This is a genomic window from Pseudomonas sp. 382, assembly GCF_002759075.1.
GTDB classification, from domain to species: domain Bacteria; phylum Pseudomonadota; class Gammaproteobacteria; order Pseudomonadales; family Pseudomonadaceae; genus Aquipseudomonas; species Aquipseudomonas vlassakiae.
The window spans coordinates 106,924-123,214 of the sequence record NZ_PEMX01000009.1; the positions used below are offsets into that span (position 1 = coordinate 106,924).

Genomic DNA, 16,291 nt, shown 5'->3' on the forward strand with positions numbered 1-16,291 from the left:
CGCGGGCAAGCCCGCTCCCACAGGTACTGCACAGGCCTGGAATCTTGCGCGATTCCTGTGGGAGCGGGCGTGCCCGCGAAGGGCGCGACGCGGTTTAGAAGAAGCCCAACGGGTTGATGTCGTAGCTCACCAGCAGGTTTTTGGTCTGCTGGTAGTGGTCGAGCATCATCTTGTGGGTTTCACGGCCGACGCCGGACTTCTTGTAGCCACCGAATGCGGCATGCGCCGGGTACAGGTGGTAGCAGTTGGTCCACACGCGGCCGGCCTTGATACCACGGCCCATGCGGTAGGCGCGGTTGATGTCGCGGGTCCACACGCCGGCACCGAGGCCGAACTCGGTGTCGTTGGCAATCGCCAGGGCTTCGGCTTCGTCCTTGAAGGTGGTGACGCTGACCACTGGGCCGAAGATTTCTTCCTGGAACACGCGCATGCGGTTGTTGCCTTTGAGCAGGGTCGGCTGGATGTAGTAACCGGTGGCCAGCGAGCCTTCGAGTTTTTCCACTTTGCCGCCGGTCAGCAGCTCGGCGCCTTCCTGCTGGGCGATGTCGAGGTACGAGAGGATCTTCTCGAACTGCTGCTGCGAGGCCTGGGCGCCGACCATGGTGTCGGTGTCGAGCGGGTCGCCGCGCTTGATTTGCAGCACCTTCTTCATCACCACTTCCATGAACTGCGGGTAGATCGACTCCTGCACCAGCGCGCGCGATGGGCAGGTGCACACCTCGCCTTGGTTGAAGAACGCCAGCACCATGCCTTCGGCGGCCTTGTCGATGAAGCTCGGCTCGGCCTGCATGATGTCTTCGAAGTACACGTTCGGCGACTTGCCACCCAGCTCGACGGTGGACGGGATGATGTTCTCGGCCGCGCATTTCATGATGTGCGAGCCGACCGGGGTGGAGCCGGTGAAGGCGATCTTGGCGATGCGCTTGCTGGTGGCCAGTGCTTCACCGGCCTCGCGGCCATAGCCTTGCACCACGTTGAGCACGCCTTTGGGCAGCAGGTCGGCAATCAGCTCGACCAGCACGGTGATGCCCAGCGGCGTCTGTTCGGCCGGCTTGAGCACCACGCAGTTGCCGGCGGCCAGGGCTGGGGCAAGCTTCCAGGCGGCCATCAGGATCGGGAAGTTCCACGGGATGATCTGCCCGACCACACCCAGTGGCTCGTGGATGTGGTAGGCCACGGTGTTTTCGTTGATTTCGGCAGCGCCGCCTTCCTGGGCGCGGATGCAGCCGGCAAAGTAGCGGAAGTGGTCGACGGCCAGCGGGATATCGGCGTTGAGGGTTTCGCGGATCGGCTTGCCGTTGTCCCAGGTTTCGGTAATGGCCAGGATTTCCAGGTTCTGCTCGATACGGTCGGCAATCTTCAGCAGGATGTTGGAGCGGTCCTGTACCGAAGTGCGGCCCCAGGCGTCGGCGGCGGCATGGGCGGCATCCAGGGCTTTTTCGATGTCTTCGGCAGTGGAACGCGGGAATTCGGCGATCAGCTGGCCGTTCACCGGGGAAGTGTTGTCGAAGTACTGGCCTTTGACGGGGGCCACGAATTCGCCACCGATGAAGTTGCCGTAGCGGTTCTTGAAGGAAACCTTCGCGCCCTCGGTACCGGGATGTGCGTAACGCATGGTGTGTCTCCTGGCTGTTATGTTTGTTGAGGAGTTGGAAAGCGTAGAGCAAAGGTTGGGCCAGCGTGGTGCACCCTCGTGGAATCAATGACTTGGGTCATGCTTTGGCGCCGCAGCAAGGTGCGCTGTGCCAGGCTTGGCACGGCCGGGGTGACACTTTGTACCGTTTGCGACACGGTGCCGGCAGGTACGTTGCAAAGCCTGCGCAGGTGGAGGATGCTGGCCTGAATCTCTATCTGCGGAGAACAACAACAAATGCAGAGCAACTCATTCAGCCGACATGCCCAGCAAGTGCATACCGTTGCCCGTGGAGAAGCGGGCAGCGATCCTTCCATTGCCCGCTCCTGGCTGCGCTGCCTCGACGATTACCACCTCGACCCGTCAGTGATCGAGGCACCGGTGGTGCTTGAGCACGGCCGCCTGCTGGAGAGCCGCGAGCGCCTGCGCCAGGTGCTGAAAATCGCCGACAGCGAAATGAACAGCCTGCACCAGCAGCTGTCTGGAGCCGGCCATGCGGTGCTGCTGACCGACGCCCGTGGGGTGATCCTCAACTGTGTCACCGCACCCAGCGAGCGGCGCAACTTCGAGCGTGCCGGGCTGTGGCTGGGCGCGGACTGGAGCGAGGCACGCGAGGGTACCAATGGCATCGGCACCTGCCTGGTCGAGCGCCAGGCCCTGACCATTCACCAGAATGAGCACTTTCGCGGCCGCCATACCGGGCTGACCTGCTCGGCGAGCCCGGTGTTCGACCCCCATGGTGAACTGCTGGCGGTGCTCGATGTGTCCTCGGCGCGGCCGGACGTGTCGCGCCAGAGCCAGTTCCACACCATGGCGCTGGTGAACCTTTCGGCGAAGATGATCGAGAGCTGCTATTTCCTGCGTCATTTCGAGCAGCAGTGGTTGCTGCGCATCCACGTGCAGGCGGAGTCGGTCGGCCAGTTCAGTGAAGGGTTGTTGGCGTTCGATGGCGATGGCCGGATCTGCGCCGCCAACCAGAGTGCGCTGAACCTGCTCGGCACCATTCGCGGGGGCGTGTTGGGCAAACCGCTGGAGATGTTCTTCGCCTGCAGCCACGACGAGCTGTTCAGCCGCGCTACGCCAGGCGGCAGTACGGTCTGGCCGTTGCGCACCCGTGATGGACGCCAGGTGTTCGCCAGCCTGCGCGGCCAGGCGCAGGCGCCGCGATGGACGGTGCCGGCCAGCCAGCCCCAGGCCAGGCCTGCCGCAGCGCCGGGTATCTGCTTGCTGGACCCGGCCCTGCAACACGATTTTCAACGTGCCGTGCGTGTGTTCGAGCGCGATGTGCCGCTGCTGCTGCGCGGCGAGACCGGTTGCGGTAAAGAAGCCTTTGCCCAAGCCGTGCACCAGGCCAGCCAGCGCCGTGGCAAGCCGTTCGTGGCGGTCAACTGTGCGTCGATCCCTGAGAGCCTGATCGAAAGTGAGCTGTTCGGCTACCGCGGTGGCAGCTTCACCGGGGCGCGCAAGGAGGGCATGCGTGGCAAGCTGTTGCAGGCCGACGGCGGTACTTTGTTGCTGGACGAGATTGGCGATATGCCACTGGCGTTGCAGACCCGCCTGTTGCGGGTGCTGGAAGAGCGCCAGGTGGTGCCGATTGGCGGTGAGCCGCAGGCGGTGGATGTGCGCATCGTCAGTGCCACCCACCGGGATTTGCTGGAGCGGGTGGAGCAGGGCAGTTTCCGTGAGGATCTGTACTACCGGCTCAATGGCCTGGAGGTGGCGCTGCCAGCGGTGCGCGAGCGTAGTGACAAGGAACGGTTGCTGGATTTCCTGCTGCATCAAGAGGCACAGGGGCAGGTGGTCCGATTGGCGCCCGAGGCGCGTCAGGCACTGCTTGGCTTCGCCTGGCCGGGGAACGTCCGGCAGATGCGTAACGTGCTACGGACCTTGGTGGCGCTGTGCGAAGACACCATCATCCGGTTCCTGGACCTTCCCTCCATCTTCAGGACATACGCGCCCTCTGTGGGAGCGGGCATGCCCGCGAACGAGGGCAACGGCCTCGCCTTGCATTCCCAGGTCGGGCCTCTTCGCGGGCATGCCCGCTCCCACAGGGGCGGTGTCGAGCCTGAGGTCTCAGTGAGGGGCGATGTATTGCAGAGCGCAGAACGCCAGGCGCTGATGGAAGTGCTGGAAGCAAAACACTGGCACCTGACCCGGGTCGCCGAGCACTTGGGCATCAGTCGCAATACCTTATATCGAAAATTAAGAAAACACGGCATTAGCCGCGTGTACTAACCGAAACAGCGTGTGCGATTTTTCTCGCTCTGGGCTACCCTGCCTCGAAGTTTTGCGAGGTCGACCATGCATATTCATATTCTCGGTATTTGCGGCACTTTCATGGGTTCGCTGGCCGTGCTGGCCAAAGAGCTCGGCCACCGCGTCACCGGCTCCGACGCCAACGTCTATCCGCCCATGAGCACCCAGCTCGAAGCCCAGGGCATCGAGCTGACCCAGGGCTACGACCCGGTTCAGCTGGACCCTGCACCTGATCTGGTCGTGATCGGCAACGCCATGTCGCGGGGCAACCCGGCGGTGGAATATGTGCTGAACAAGGGCCTGCCTTATGTATCCGGCCCGCAGTGGCTGGCTGACCATGTGCTGCAGGGCCGCTGGGTGCTGGCCGTGGCGGGCACCCACGGCAAGACCACCACCAGCAGCATGCTGGCCTGGGTGCTGGAGCATGCCGGCATGAGCCCGGGCTTCCTGATCGGCGGCGTACCGCAGAACTTCTCGGTGTCGGCGCGCCTGGGCGGCACACCGTTCTTCGTGGTCGAGGCCGACGAATACGACAGCGCCTTCTTCGACAAGCGTTCGAAGTTTGTGCATTACCACCCGCGCACCGCGATCCTCAACAACCTTGAGTTCGATCACGCGGACATCTTCCCTGACCTGGCGTCCATCGAGCGGCAGTTCCACCACTTGGTACGGACCATCCCGAGCGAAGGCCTGGTCATTCACCCGACCACCGAGCTGGCGCTGGAGCGTGTGATCGGCATGGGCTGCTGGACCCCGGTGCAGACCACCGGTGAAGGTGGCCAGTGGCAGGCTCGCCTGCTCAGTGCCGACGGTTCGCGTTTCGAGGTGCTGTTCGAGGGTGAGGTGCAGGGCGTGGTGGACTGGGCCCTGACCGGTCAGCACAACGTCGCCAACGCCCTCGCCACGCTGGCCGCCGCCCGTCATGTTGGCGTGGTGCCAGCAATGGGTATCGAAGGCCTGAGTGCGTTCAAGAGCGTCAAGCGGCGCATGGAAAAGGTGGCTGAAGTCCAGGGCGTGACCATCTACGATGATTTCGCCCACCATCCGACTGCCATTGCTACCACGCTCGACGGCCTGCGCAAGCGAGTGGGTGAAGCGCCGGTCATCGCCATCATCGAGCCGCGCTCCAACTCCATGAAGCTGGGCGCCCATCGAGATGGCCTGCCGGAAAGCGTCAATGACGCCGACCAGGTGATCTGGTACGCGCCCGCCAACCTGGGTTGGGACCTGGCCGGCACTGCCGCGCAATGCAAGGTGCCCAGCGTGGTGGCCGACAGCCTTGACGCGATCATCGACCGGGTCAAGGGCCAGGCTCGCCCAGGTACTCATGTAGTGATCATGAGCAATGGCGGCTTTGGCGGCCTGCATGGCAAGCTGGCCGAGGCACTGCAGTGAGCGGTCCGGAACGCATCACCCTGGCCATGACTGGCGCCTCCGGCGTGCAATATGGCCTGCGCCTGCTCGATTGCCTGGTGCGCGAGGACCGCGAGGTGCATTTCCTCATCTCCAAGGCCGCGCAACTGGTGATGGCCACCGAGACCGACGTACTCCTGCCGGCCAAGCCGCAGGCCATGCAGGCGTTTCTCACCGAATACACGGGTGCTGCCGATGGGCAGATCCGTGTCTATGGCAAGGAAGACTGGATGTCGCCGGTGGCTTCGGGCTCTGGAGCGCCAGCGGCGATGGTGGTGGTGCCGTGTTCAACCGGTACCTTGTCGGCAATCGCCACCGGCGCCTGCAACAACCTGATCGAGCGAGCCGCCGACGTCACCCTCAAGGAGCGTCGGCAACTGATCCTGGTGCCACGCGAGGCACCGTTCTCGACCATTCACCTGGAGAACATGCTCAAGCTGTCACAGATGGGGGCAATGATCCTGCCAGCGGCGCCGGGGTTCTATCACCAGCCGCAGACCATCGATGACCTGATCGACTTCGTCGTGGCGCGCATTCTCAACCTGCTGAACATTCCGCAGGACATGCTGCCGCGCTGGGGCGAGCATCATTTCGGGGCTGATGATTGAAACGCTGCCTGGCTGGATTGCTGGCGGCCAGTCTGCTCGGCGGCTGCGCCACGGTGCGCACGCTGGACGCCAACAAGCCTGGGGCACCGGTGGTGTATGCCGGGACCCGGCTGGATATGTACGTGATCAACGGTGGCTGCTGCCCCAAGGATCGCTTTGGGGCCGAGGCACCGGCATATCCTCACCTGGACCTGCCTGGCAGCATGCTGCTGGACACGCTGTTCCTGCCGCTGTCATTGCTGACGGCGGCAGGCATAGGGTTTCAGGCTACGGGTGGGCTGTAGCGGCTATTACTTGCCGAGCCTGCGTAACTCGTCGGACTCGATCACGCGGATTCCATCTTCTTCTTCCAGCGCCAGGCGCCACAACGCCCGTGCCAGTGTGCATGCCTCGATCCCGCGATATTTACCCGGCATCAACTTCGAGAACGGTGAGGCCAGCTTTTCACCCAGGCGTGGTTCCAGCCGTTCACCGAGTAGCAACGATGGCCGCACGATGGTCAGTTGTGGCCAGTCCTGAGCCTTTAGCGCTTCTTCCATTTCGCCTTTGACGCGGTTGTAGAAGATCGGCGACTTGGGGTCGGCCCCCAGGGCGCTGACAACCAGCAGGTGGCGCGCACCCATTTCCCGTGCGCGCTTGCTGAAGGCCACGACCATGTCCAGATCGACGGCGCGAAACGCTTGCTCCGAGCCCGCCTGCTTGAGGGTGGTGCCCAGGCAGCAATAGGCAATATCGACCCGGCCGGCCAGTTGCGGGAGAAACACTGCGGGGTCGCCCACCGGGTTTTCCAGATGGGGGTGCTCGGCCAATGGCCGACGGGTCGGGGCCAGCACGCGACTGATGGTGGGTTCGTTGAGCAGGCGGTCGAGCAGGTGCTCACCGGTTAGGCCGGTGGCACCGGCAAGCAGGACATGCTGAGGCGTCAAATACATGATGTCTCTCCCTTGTTACACACAAGCTTAGCGGCTGGCAGGCGTTTTTGCCTGTTCCTCCGGCTTGGCCTGTGCCGCATTACGCAAGGCTTCCTCGGCTTGGTGCTTACGCAGTTGCTGCCAGTGTGCCAGTACTGCGGTCGGCGCCCAGATCTGGGGTTCGGAGGCCTCGAAACCTTCCCTCCGTTCTCGTTCGGCAACACTGGCGCGCGCCAGTTCAAACGCTTGTTTCAGGTCATCGGTCTGGTTCAAGGCCTCGGCGAACAAGGCATCGCCGAAGTAGGTGAAGTCAGCTTCTTCCGAGCACCCGAACGACACCCGGTCGGCACGGGCGGCCGTCATGATCAGCGTGCGGTCATCCTTGAGCGGGGGGATATAGCCACCTGAATAACAGGCGGAGATGACAATGATCTTGTCGCGGTCCTTGAGCGGGGCCAGGGCGCTGGCCAATTCGTCGGCGGACAGGTCGGCCAGCTGCAGGCGCGGTTGGTCGAGCACCAGTTGGTGGTCCTGGCTGCCGTGGCTGGTCAGGTAGATGAAGATCAGGTCTTCCGGGCCGCTGCGTTCGGCCAGGGTACGGGCGGCGCGGCTGAGGTTCTCGCGGGTGGCCATGGGGCGGGTGGTCATCTGGTCGCGGTGGTTGACCAAGGTGACCTGGCCACGGGCACCGAAACGCACATTGAGCATATTACTGACATAGTCGGCTTCGCGCAGGAACACGCTCTGCTGACCATCACCGGCCACTACCAGGCTGTACAGCTGGACGGGCGGCGCCGAGCGCGGTACCCGCGCCAGCGCTTCATCGAGCAGGCGGCCCTGATTGAGCAGGGCCAGGTCCAGCGGGTCGGGCAGAAGCTTGCCTTTCTGGTCACGTACGCGCACACCATTGACCCAGAAGCCGCTTTCGACCTGGCCGCTGGCCAGCGTCAGCTTGCCGTGGCCCTGGTAGGCGTCGTTGTCGAAACCGCCGACGTACTTGCTGCCATCCGGCAACTGCAGACTGCCTTGGCCAGACAGGTGCCAGTCGACGAAGGTGCCTTTGTAGTGGCTGCCGTCGCTGCCGAGCAATTCGCCTTCGCCGGTCAGCGAACCGTCCTTGAACTCGCCTATCCAGACGTCGCCGTCGGCGTTCTCGTAGCGGCCACGGCCCTCCAGGCGGTTGTCCTTGAACTCGCCGATGTATTGCTCGCCATCGACACTGTCGTAGGTGCCGCTGCCCTGCAACTGGCCATCGACGAAGCGGCCGCTGAACTGGTTGCCGCTGGCATCGCTGCGCACGCCGGCGCCATTGGGTTTGCCTCTGGCGAACAGGCCTTGGTAGCGGCTGCCGTCGGCCATTTCCAGTTCGCCTGCGCCTTCGTACTGGTCATCCTTGAATTGGCCGCGGTAGGTCAGGTCGGCCTGTTTGAGCGTACCTTCACCGTCACGTCGGCCGTGGCTGAAGGTGCCGGCATAGTGGCTGCCGGGGGTGGTCAGGTCGCCCAGCCCGTGGAACAGTCCCTTGTCGAACTGGCCTCGGTAGATCTCGCCATTGCTGCCGTGCCACTCGCCCTGGCCGTGCCACTGGCCGTCCTTGAAGCTGCCGGCGTACCAGCTGCCGTTGGGGTAGTCGATGCGTCCCTCGCCCTGCAGCAACCCATCGACCACCTGCCCACGGTAGCGGCCACCGTCGGGCAGGCGCGCGTCAGGCGGGGACAATGATTCACCATCGCCACAGGCTGCGAGCATCAGGGTCAGTGCGAGGGGGAGCAGTGGACGCATGGCGGAATCCGGGCAAAAGGTCTGCCGAGTATGCCGCAGAATACGGGGCGCAGGTATCTGTGATCCAATCGAAAGCAGGGTTGGATTGTTCGCGGGTGAACCCGCTCCGACAGGTACGGCACAAGGCCTGGCCGTGTGGCGATCCTGTGCAAGCGGGTTCACCGAGCCGTCGAACCGCCGCGAAGCGGCCGGTTCAGACGAAGCAGAGCGAGAGGGGTTCAGCGATATAGGCCGGCTTCTCTTCGCCTTCGATCTCCAGGGTAGCGGTCGCCTTGAGCAGCCACTGCCCCGGCTTCTTCTCGGTCACCTCACCCAGGTCCACCTTCAGTCGAACCTTGCTGTCGACCTTTACCGGCTGGATGAAACGCACGCTGTCGAGTCCATAATTGACCACCATCTTCAACCCCTCAGGCAGTACCAGGATGTCCATCATCAGCATGGGGATCAGCGACAAGGTCAGAAAACCATGCGCGATGGTGGTGCCGAACGGGGTTTTTGCCGCCTTTTCCGGGTCGACATGGATGAACTGGAAATCGCCGGTGGCTTCAGCGAACAGGTTGATGCGCTGCTGGTCGATCTTCAGCCAGTCGGAACGTCCCAGCTCCTTTCCAACGTACTGCGATAGCTCATTTACCGGTACATAGGGCATCGCGACTCTCCAGGTTGTCATTTGGTACGAAAGTGCAAGATCAGCACGGCGAACAGTTTCAGTCAAGAAGCCCGCATTTCGGCGAATATCGGCTTATACGTAACGCGTGCTTATAATGACGCGGCGTGCCTGAAGGAGATCCTTATGCTGTTGCGTGGTTTGACCTGGCTGGTGCTGTTTCAGCTGCTGGGTACGGCGCTCAATCACTTGTGTGTGCCGATTCTGCCGGGCCCGATCATCGGCCTGTTGCTGCTGCTGTTTTTCCTCATGGCTCGCGGCGAGGTCGGCAAGCCGCTGAGCGAGGCCGCCGGTAGCCTGCTACGTTACCTGCCATTGCTGCTGGTGCCACCGGCGGTGGGGGTGATGGTCTACGCCAAGGACATTGCCGCAGACTTCTGGGCGATTGCCGGTGCGTTGCTGATTTCCTGCCTGGTCACCCTGGTGTTCGTCGGCCTGCTGATGCAGAAGCTAATCGACCGCCAACACGGCAAGCACGAGGAGTAGCCATGATCTTTGATTGGCAGGGCGCGCTCGACGCGGTCATCCACCATCCCTTGTTCGGTATCGGGATCACGTTGGGCGCGTACCAGATAGTGCTGGCTGCCTACGAAAAGACCCGCTGGCTGTTCCTGCAACCGGTATTGGTGTCGATGCTGCTGGTGATCGGCGTGCTGCTGACCTGCGGCATCAGCTACGGCGAATACCGCAAAAGTACCGAAATCATGAACATCCTCCTCGGTCCCGCCACCGTGGCCCTGGCGGTGCCGCTCTATCTCAACCTTCGGCGCATCCGGCAGCTGTTCTGGCCGACTTTTACTACGCTGGTAATCGGAGGCCTGTTCGCCACGGTCTGCTGCTTGCTGCTGGGGTGGTGGTTCGGTGCCGAACACATGATCCTGATGACCATGGCGCCGAAATCGGTCACTTCGCCGATCGCCATGCTGGTGGCGGAACAGATTGGTGGCGTGGCGGCGCTGGCAGCCGTGTTCGTGTTGATTACCGGGGTGATCGGGGCAATCTTCGGCCCCGCACTGCTGACCCGTCTGGGTGTGCACAGCCCGGAGGCGCGTGGCATGTCGCTAGGTGTGACGGCTCATGCCGTGGGCACTTCGGTGGCCTTGCAGGAAAGTGACGAGTGCGGCGCTTTTGCCGCGCTGGCGATGAGCCTGATGGGGGTGGCCACGGCGGTGTTCCTGCCGTTGGCGGTCAGCCTGGTGGCTTGAGGAGTTGTGATGACGCTACCGCTGTTTCCCCTCAATACCGTGTTGTTTCCCGGTTGCCTGCTGGATCTGCAGATCTTCGAGGCGCGCTACCTGGACATGATTGGCCGCTGCATGAAGCAGGGCACTGGCTTTGGCGTGGTGTGCATCGTTGAAGGCGAGCAGGTCGGCAAGGCGCCGCCGGTGGTGGCTTCGATCGGTTGCGAGGCCATGATTCGTGACTTCGTCCAGCAGGACAACGGCTTGCTGGGTATTCGCGTGGAAGGTGTACGGCGCTTCGAGTTGAGCCAGACCGAAGTGCAGAAGGATCAATTGCTGGTCGGCGAGGTGCATTGGCTGGCGGAGCAGCCGGACAGCCCGCTCACCGATCACGACGATGACTTGCTGGCGCTGTTGGTGGCCCTGGGCGAGCATCCGATGGTCGAGGCGCTGGACATGCCGCGGGACGTCGACGGGCGCCAGGCCCTGGCCAACCAACTGGCTTACCTGTTGCCGTTCATGGAAGAGGACAAGCTGGACTTGCTGGCGATCGACTCGCCGGCGCAGCGGCTGGAAGAGATCCAGAAGCTGCTGGAGCGCATCCAGGGTGAGTTGTTCGCCTGATTGAGCTCAGTTGCCTGTACCGGCCTCTTCGCGGCTAAAGCCGCTCCTACAGGTAATGTGCGATCCCTGTGGGAGCGGCTTTAGCCGCGAAGAGGCCGGTGCAGGCAACATCAATACTGGTAACGCAGCAGGGCGTGGGGCAACGCATGCATGGCAAAGAACGCCAGCAGCGCGATACACGCCGGCAGCACCAGCCACCAGACTTTTTGCGGCAGTGCCGTCAGCGGCTGCCGATGCTGCACCAGGGTCAGGCTCAGGGCGCACACGCAACAGGCCAGCAGGGCACCGGCCATGATGTCGGTCGGCCAATGGGCACCCAGGTACACCCGCGACAAGGCAATCGCCAGCGCCGGGATGCAGCCCAGCATCACCCAGGTCAGGCGCATGCGCGGCGGCATGCCGCGCCCTGCCAGCACCGCCAGGGTCAGGAAGAATGCGAACGATGCCGAACTGTGCCCGCTGGGCATGCTGTAGCTGGTCAAAGGGTCGCTCAGTACTTCCGGGCGGGCACGGGCGAACAGCCATTTGAGCGTGCCATTGGCCAGCGCCGTGCCCATCAGCGTACCGCCCGCGAACAGGGCATGGCGCCACTGACGCGCCAGGAGCAGCAAGCCGGTCAGCAAACCTCCCAGGAAAAACTGGGTCTTGAAGTCGCCCAACCGGGTCACCAGCACCACGGTGCCGTCAATGGCTTTGCTACGGTGCTCCTGCACCAGCGTCATCACGCCCTGATCGAAGGCCTGCAGGTAGGGCCAGCCAAGAAACACCGCCGTCAGTGCGATGAAGCTGAGGCCGGCGATCAGCCGGGTACCATGACGCTGATCGCGCAGGCTGCTGTTCAGGCTCAGGCCGATCAGTACCGCCAGGGTCCCGGCGATGATGCCGGCATCCAGCCAGAAACCTTCTGGCAAGGGGAGGCGCATGGCCGCACCGGTGGCCCAGCCGGGCAGCAGATAGGCCACCGACCAACCGGCACCCGCCACCAGGCTGACGGCGATGAAGCGCGGCAGCGGCATATCGAACATCCCGGCCACCATTGGCAGCATCGGCCGCAGCGGGCCGATGAAGCGGCCGACCAGCAGGCTGGCGATGCCGTAGCGCTGGAAGTAGGCCTCGGCGCTGCCGATCCATTCGGGGTGATGGCGCAGCAGCGGCAGGCGGCGGATGTTCTGGTGGAAGTACTTGCCGACGGTGTATGACAGAGCGTCACCGAGCAGGCCGCCGAGGAACCCCAGCAGCAGGGTTTCACCCAGGCTGAATGCACCACTGCCGGCCAGCACGGCAACGGCAAACAGCAGTACCGTGCCCGGCACGATGATGCCGGCAATGGCCAGGCACTCAACGCACGCCACCAAAAAAATCGCCAGGCCAAGCCACTGGGGGTTGGCGCTGAGCCAGCCGGTCAGGCTGTCGAGCCATTGGCCCATGTTTCAGCTTCCTTGTTTGATGGTGAAAAAGTCTTGCCCTTCGACTTGGCCCCGGCGCAGCGGGTTCCGGGTGCAGAAACGGGCGTATTCGGCATCGACGAAGCGGTACGGCAGGTGCTCGTCGCGCCCGTGGGGAATGCCCAACCGTGCCGTCTGGATCACCCTTGGCACGGCGATGCCGCAGTCTTCGACGTACAGGCGCTCGGGGTCGAACCGTTGTGCGTCCCAGTGCGGCACTTTCAGGCCCATGGCCTTGCACAACAGGGTCTGCCCGGCGCACAGGCGCTCAGGTGGGCGCAGGTTGCCGCTGGCGTCGGGGTTGTTCAGTTGCATCTGCGCCAGGCTGTTGGCATCGGAGACGGCGTCGACCCAGGGATAGGCGGACTTGATCAGCACGGCATTGCCTGGGCCCTGGGCACTGAAGTTGAGCGAGTCGCCGCCGCGGGCGTAATACATGTAGATGTGCCCGCCGTCGAGGAACAGCGCCTTGCGTTTTTCGGTGTAGCCGAGCGACGCGTGGCTGCCTTTGTCGGTCAGGTAGTAGGCCTCGGTCTCGATGATCCGCGCGGCCAGCCACAGGTCGCCTTGGCGATGACGGATGACTTTGCCCAGCAACGCCTTGGCCAAGGTCTGGGCGTCGCGGTCGAAGAAGCTGTCGGGGAGGGCGCGTGCAGGGCAGGGGGCTGAGGCTGGCATGCTGGCGGTTCGTGGCAGTAAAGGCGGGGATGATAGCAATGAATAGCTTAATCGAGGCTGAACCGGGACAGTTCGATAAGCGCGGTTACATCTTTCCTATGGATTCTACCGAGCCATTTTCGACCATCCGCCACCCGCCGCTGGGCGTATACCTGCGCGGCAGTTATAATCAGCCGATTTCCCCTTCGCCAAGACACCGAACCGATGACTGAGTCCGTTCTTGACTACATGACCCGCCTGGGTCGCGCCGCACGCCAGGCTTCCCGCGTCATCGCACGTGCCAGCACCGCGCAGAAGAACCGCGCCCTGCAGGCCGCCGCCGATGCGCTGGATGCTGCGCGCGCCGAGCTTGCCGCAGCCAACGAACAGGACCTGGCCGCCGGCCGTGCCAATGGCCTGGAAGCGGCGCTGCTTGACCGCCTGGCGCTGACACCGGCGCGTATCGACGGCATGATCACTGGCCTGCGCCAAGTGGCAAGCCTGCCAGACCCGGTCGGCGCCATCCGCGACATGAGCTACCGCCCGTCGGGCATTCAGGTCGGCAAGATGCGCGTGCCGCTGGGGGTGATCGGGATCATCTACGAGTCGCGCCCGAACGTGACCATCGATGCCGCCAGCCTGTGCCTGAAATCGGGCAACGCCACCATCCTTCGTGGCGGTTCCGAGGCCATCCACTCCAACCGTGCCATCGCCACCTGCATCCAGCGTGGCCTGGCTGCGGCCGGCTTGCCGGCTGCCGTGGTGCAGGTGGTCGAGACCACCGATCGCGAAGCCGTTGGCGCGCTGATCAGCATGCCCGAGTTCGTCGACGTCATCGTGCCGCGCGGTGGCCGTGGCCTGATCGAGCGCATCAGTCGCGATGCCCGGGTGCCGGTCATCAAGCACCTGGACGGTATCTGCCACGTCTATGTGGCCGAGCACGCCGACCTGGACAAGGCCTGGCGCGTGGCATTCAACGCCAAGACCTACCGCTACGGCATCTGTGGTGCGATGGAAACCCTGCTGGTCGACCAGTGCGTGGCCGAAGGCTTCCTGCCGGAAATGGCCCGCCGCTTCCAGGAGAAGGGCGTCGAACTGCTTGGCTGCGAGCGTACCCGTGGGTTGATCGAGGCCACGCCGGCCACTGAAGACGACTGGCACACCGAGTACCTCGACGCGATCCTGTCGATCCGCGTCGTCGACGGCCTGGACCAGGCCATCGAGCACATCAACCAGTATGGCTCGCACCACACCGACTCGATCATTACCGAACACCAAGGCCAGGCCCGCCAGTTCATGGCCGAGGTCGATTCGGCATCGGTGATGCTCAATACCCCGACCTGCTTCGCCGATGGCTTCGAGTACGGCCTGGGCGCGGAAATCGGCATTTCCACCGACAAGCTGCATGCCCGCGGCCCGGTCGGCCTGGAAGGCCTGACCTGCGAGAAGTACGTGGTGATCGGTGACGGCCAACTGCGCGGCCAGGAGTCCTGCTGAGTTGAGCAAGGCCCAGGCAGTCCGGCGCATCGGCATTCTTGGCGGTACCTTCGACCCCGTGCACATCGGCCACCTGCGCAGCGCGCTGGAAGTGGCCGAGTTCATGGCGCTCGATGAGCTGCGCCTGTTGCCCAATGCCCGACCGCCACACCGCGATACCCCGCAGGTGGCGGCGCAGGATCGCCTGGCCATGGTCCGTGAAGCGGTGCAGGGCGTCGATTGCCTGAGTGTCGATGCCCGCGAGCTGGAGCGCGACAAACCGTCGTACACCATCGACACGCTGGAGTCGATCCGCGCCGAGCTGGGCATCGACGACCAGCTGTTCCTGGTACTGGGCTGGGATGCCTTTTGCGGCCTGCCCACCTGGCACCGCTGGGAAGAACTGTTGCAGCACTGTCACATCCTGGTGCTGCAACGCCCGGATGCCGACGTTGAACCCCCTGACGAGTTGCGCAACCTGCTGGCTGCGCGCTCGGAGAGCGATCCCACCGCCATGTCCGGCCCGGCGGGGAATATTTCGTTCGTCTGGCAGACGCCGCTCGCGGTGTCGGCTACACAGATCCGACAGCTGCTGGCCAGCGGCAAATCGGTGAGGTTCCTGGTGCCGGACGCCGTACTGGCCTACATCGAGGCGCACGAACTGTATCGTGCCCCTCACTGACGGTGCCCCAGGGCGCCTCATCCAAACGAGTTGAAGAGTTTTTTATGAGCAAGCAGAAAATCAATGGCGAAGAACTGGTCATGCTGACCATCAGCGCCCTGGAAGACGTCAAGGCCCAGGACATCCAGGTCATCGACGTGCGCGAAAAGCACAGCCTGACTGACTACATGATCATTGCCACCGGTACTTCCAACCGTCAGATCAACGCGATGCTGGAAAAGGTCCGTGAAGCGGTCAAGGCCAAGGGCGCACAGCCGCTGGGTGAAGAAGGCAAGGGCGACAGCGACTGGGTACTGCTGGACCTGAACGACGTCATCGTGCACATGATGACCGCCGCTGCCCGCCAGTTCTACGACCTGGAGCGCCTGTGGATGGGCGCCGAGCAGAGCCGTGCCGCCGATGCCAAGCACCACAGCCCGGAAAACGCCAGCGACTTCTTCACCGAAAAACTGAAAGACCGGGAATAAGGAAGCGTCGTGCGTCTGCGTCTGATCGCGGTCGGCTCGCGTATGCCCAAGTGGGTCGAGGAAGGCTGGCATGAATATGCCAAGCGCCTGCCCCAGGAGCTGTCGCTCGAGCTGGTGGAAATCCCGCTGAACACCCGTGGCAAGAATGCCGACGTCGCCCGCCTGATCCGTCAGGAGGGCGAGGCCATGCTGAGCAAGGTTCAGCCTGGGGAACGCATCGTCACCCTCGAGGTCCATGGCAAGCCCTGGAGTACCGAGCAGCTGGCGACCGAGCTGGACCGCTGGCGCCTGGACTCGCGCACGGTGAATTTGATGGTGGGCGGTCCGGAGGGGCTGGCGCCTGAGGTCTGCGCACGCGCCGAGCAGCGCTGGTCGCTGTCGCCGTTGACCCTGCCGCACCCGTTGGTAAGGATACTCATCGGCGAGCAGATCTACCGCGCCTGGACGGTATTGTCCGGGCACCCTTACCACAAATGAGCCTGTAAGCAG

17 protein-coding genes are annotated in these 16,291 nt (G+C 63.6%); 11 read left to right on the plus strand and 6 right to left on the minus strand.

All coding sequences use genetic code 11. From position 1 onward, the window contains the following. Positions 1-94 precede the first annotated feature (94 nt). Entirely contained in the window at positions 95-1,615 is a 1,521-nt protein-coding gene (locus tag CQW31_RS13010) for an aldehyde dehydrogenase family protein (protein ID WP_054886179.1), read from the minus strand. Positions 1,616-1,870: 255 nt separating this feature from the next. On the opposite strand from CQW31_RS13010, the gene CQW31_RS13015 reads away from it, so the two are divergent. The 4 genes from CQW31_RS13015 to CQW31_RS13030 all read left to right on the plus strand — a co-directional run bounded on the left by CQW31_RS13015 (position 1,871) and on the right by CQW31_RS13030 (position 6,194). Further along, a complete protein-coding gene (locus CQW31_RS13015; RefSeq protein WP_099814644.1) occupies positions 1,871-3,868 on the plus strand; it encodes a sigma-54-dependent Fis family transcriptional regulator in 1,998 nt (665 codons plus the stop codon). Positions 3,869-3,934: 66 nt separating this feature from the next. Then, entirely contained in the window at positions 3,935-5,284 is a 1,350-nt protein-coding gene (gene mpl, locus CQW31_RS13020; protein ID WP_099814645.1) for a UDP-N-acetylmuramate:L-alanyl-gamma-D-glutamyl-meso-diaminopimelate ligase, read from the plus strand. After that, positions 5,281-5,910 carry a flavin prenyltransferase UbiX gene (ubiX, locus tag CQW31_RS13025; RefSeq protein ID WP_054886176.1) on the plus strand — a complete coding sequence of 210 codons (630 nt, stop codon included), beginning with the start codon at positions 5,281-5,283 and terminating at the stop codon, positions 5,908-5,910. Before mpl ends, ubiX begins: the two co-directional genes overlap by 4 nt. Beyond that, positions 5,907-6,194: a YceK/YidQ family lipoprotein gene (locus CQW31_RS13030; protein ID WP_054886175.1), complete on the plus strand. Its 288-nt coding sequence runs from the start codon at positions 5,907-5,909 to the stop codon at positions 6,192-6,194. Before ubiX ends, CQW31_RS13030 begins: the two co-directional genes overlap by 4 nt. Positions 6,195-6,200: 6 nt before the next feature. Here the strand turns inward: CQW31_RS13030 and CQW31_RS13035 are convergent, their stop codons facing one another. The 3 genes from CQW31_RS13035 to CQW31_RS13045 all read right to left on the minus strand — a co-directional run bounded on the left by CQW31_RS13035 (position 6,201) and on the right by CQW31_RS13045 (position 9,252). Further along, complete coding sequence (locus CQW31_RS13035) at positions 6,201-6,842, minus strand: oxidoreductase (RefSeq protein WP_054886174.1); 642 nt, start codon at positions 6,840-6,842, stop codon at positions 6,201-6,203. A gap of 27 nt (positions 6,843-6,869) precedes the next feature. Then, positions 6,870-8,603, minus strand: a complete 1,734-nt coding sequence (locus CQW31_RS13040; RefSeq protein WP_099814646.1) for a C13 family peptidase — start codon at positions 8,601-8,603, stop codon at positions 6,870-6,872. 193 nt (positions 8,604-8,796) lie between these two features. Further along, entirely contained in the window at positions 8,797-9,252 is a 456-nt protein-coding gene (locus CQW31_RS13045; protein WP_054886172.1) for a MaoC family dehydratase, read from the minus strand. Positions 9,253-9,396: 144 nt separating this feature from the next. Between CQW31_RS13045 and CQW31_RS13050 the strand changes: the two genes are divergently transcribed. From CQW31_RS13050 to CQW31_RS13060, 3 genes are read left to right on the plus strand one after another with little or no spacing between them, the layout of a single operon-like run. Next, positions 9,397-9,756: a CidA/LrgA family protein gene (locus CQW31_RS13050; protein ID WP_054886171.1), complete on the plus strand. Its 360-nt coding sequence runs from the start codon at positions 9,397-9,399 to the stop codon at positions 9,754-9,756. 2 nt (positions 9,757-9,758) lie between these two features. After that, entirely contained in the window at positions 9,759-10,475 is a 717-nt protein-coding gene (locus CQW31_RS13055; RefSeq protein ID WP_054886170.1) for an LrgB family protein, read from the plus strand. A 9-nt stretch (positions 10,476-10,484) separates the two neighbouring features. Beyond that, entirely contained in the window at positions 10,485-11,075 is a 591-nt protein-coding gene (locus CQW31_RS13060) for an LON peptidase substrate-binding domain-containing protein (RefSeq protein WP_054886169.1), read from the plus strand. Between the two features lie 110 nt (positions 11,076-11,185). Here the strand turns inward: CQW31_RS13060 and CQW31_RS13065 are convergent, their stop codons facing one another. Beyond that, a complete protein-coding gene (locus CQW31_RS13065; protein WP_054886168.1) occupies positions 11,186-12,502 on the minus strand; it encodes a bifunctional DedA family/phosphatase PAP2 family protein in 1,317 nt (438 codons plus the stop codon). Positions 12,503-12,505: 3 nt separating this feature from the next. Then, positions 12,506-13,198 (minus strand): DNA-3-methyladenine glycosylase, encoded by a 693-nt coding sequence (locus CQW31_RS13070; protein ID WP_054886167.1) that lies wholly within the window; start codon positions 13,196-13,198, stop codon positions 12,506-12,508. 204 nt (positions 13,199-13,402) lie between these two features. On the opposite strand from CQW31_RS13070, the gene CQW31_RS13075 reads away from it, so the two are divergent. Genes CQW31_RS13075 through rlmH form a run of 4 tightly spaced genes read left to right on the plus strand, consistent with a single transcriptional unit; the run spans position 13,403 to position 16,279 of the window. Further along, the gene (locus tag CQW31_RS13075; protein ID WP_099814647.1) at positions 13,403-14,674 is read left to right on the plus strand and encodes a glutamate-5-semialdehyde dehydrogenase; all 1,272 of its coding nucleotides are present in this window, start codon (positions 13,403-13,405) and stop codon (positions 14,672-14,674) included. Between the two features lies 1 nt (position 14,675). Beyond that, a complete protein-coding gene (gene nadD, locus CQW31_RS13080; protein ID WP_099814648.1) occupies positions 14,676-15,335 on the plus strand; it encodes a nicotinate-nucleotide adenylyltransferase in 660 nt (219 codons plus the stop codon). Between the two features lie 44 nt (positions 15,336-15,379). Next, on the plus strand, positions 15,380-15,802 hold the full coding sequence (gene rsfS, locus CQW31_RS13085) for a ribosome silencing factor (protein ID WP_099814649.1): 423 nt from the start codon (positions 15,380-15,382) through the stop codon (positions 15,800-15,802). Positions 15,803-15,811: 9 nt separating this feature from the next. Further along, positions 15,812-16,279 carry a 23S rRNA (pseudouridine(1915)-N(3))-methyltransferase RlmH gene (rlmH, locus tag CQW31_RS13090; protein ID WP_008090421.1) on the plus strand — a complete coding sequence of 156 codons (468 nt, stop codon included), beginning with the start codon at positions 15,812-15,814 and terminating at the stop codon, positions 16,277-16,279. Positions 16,280-16,291: the final 12 nt, after the last annotated feature.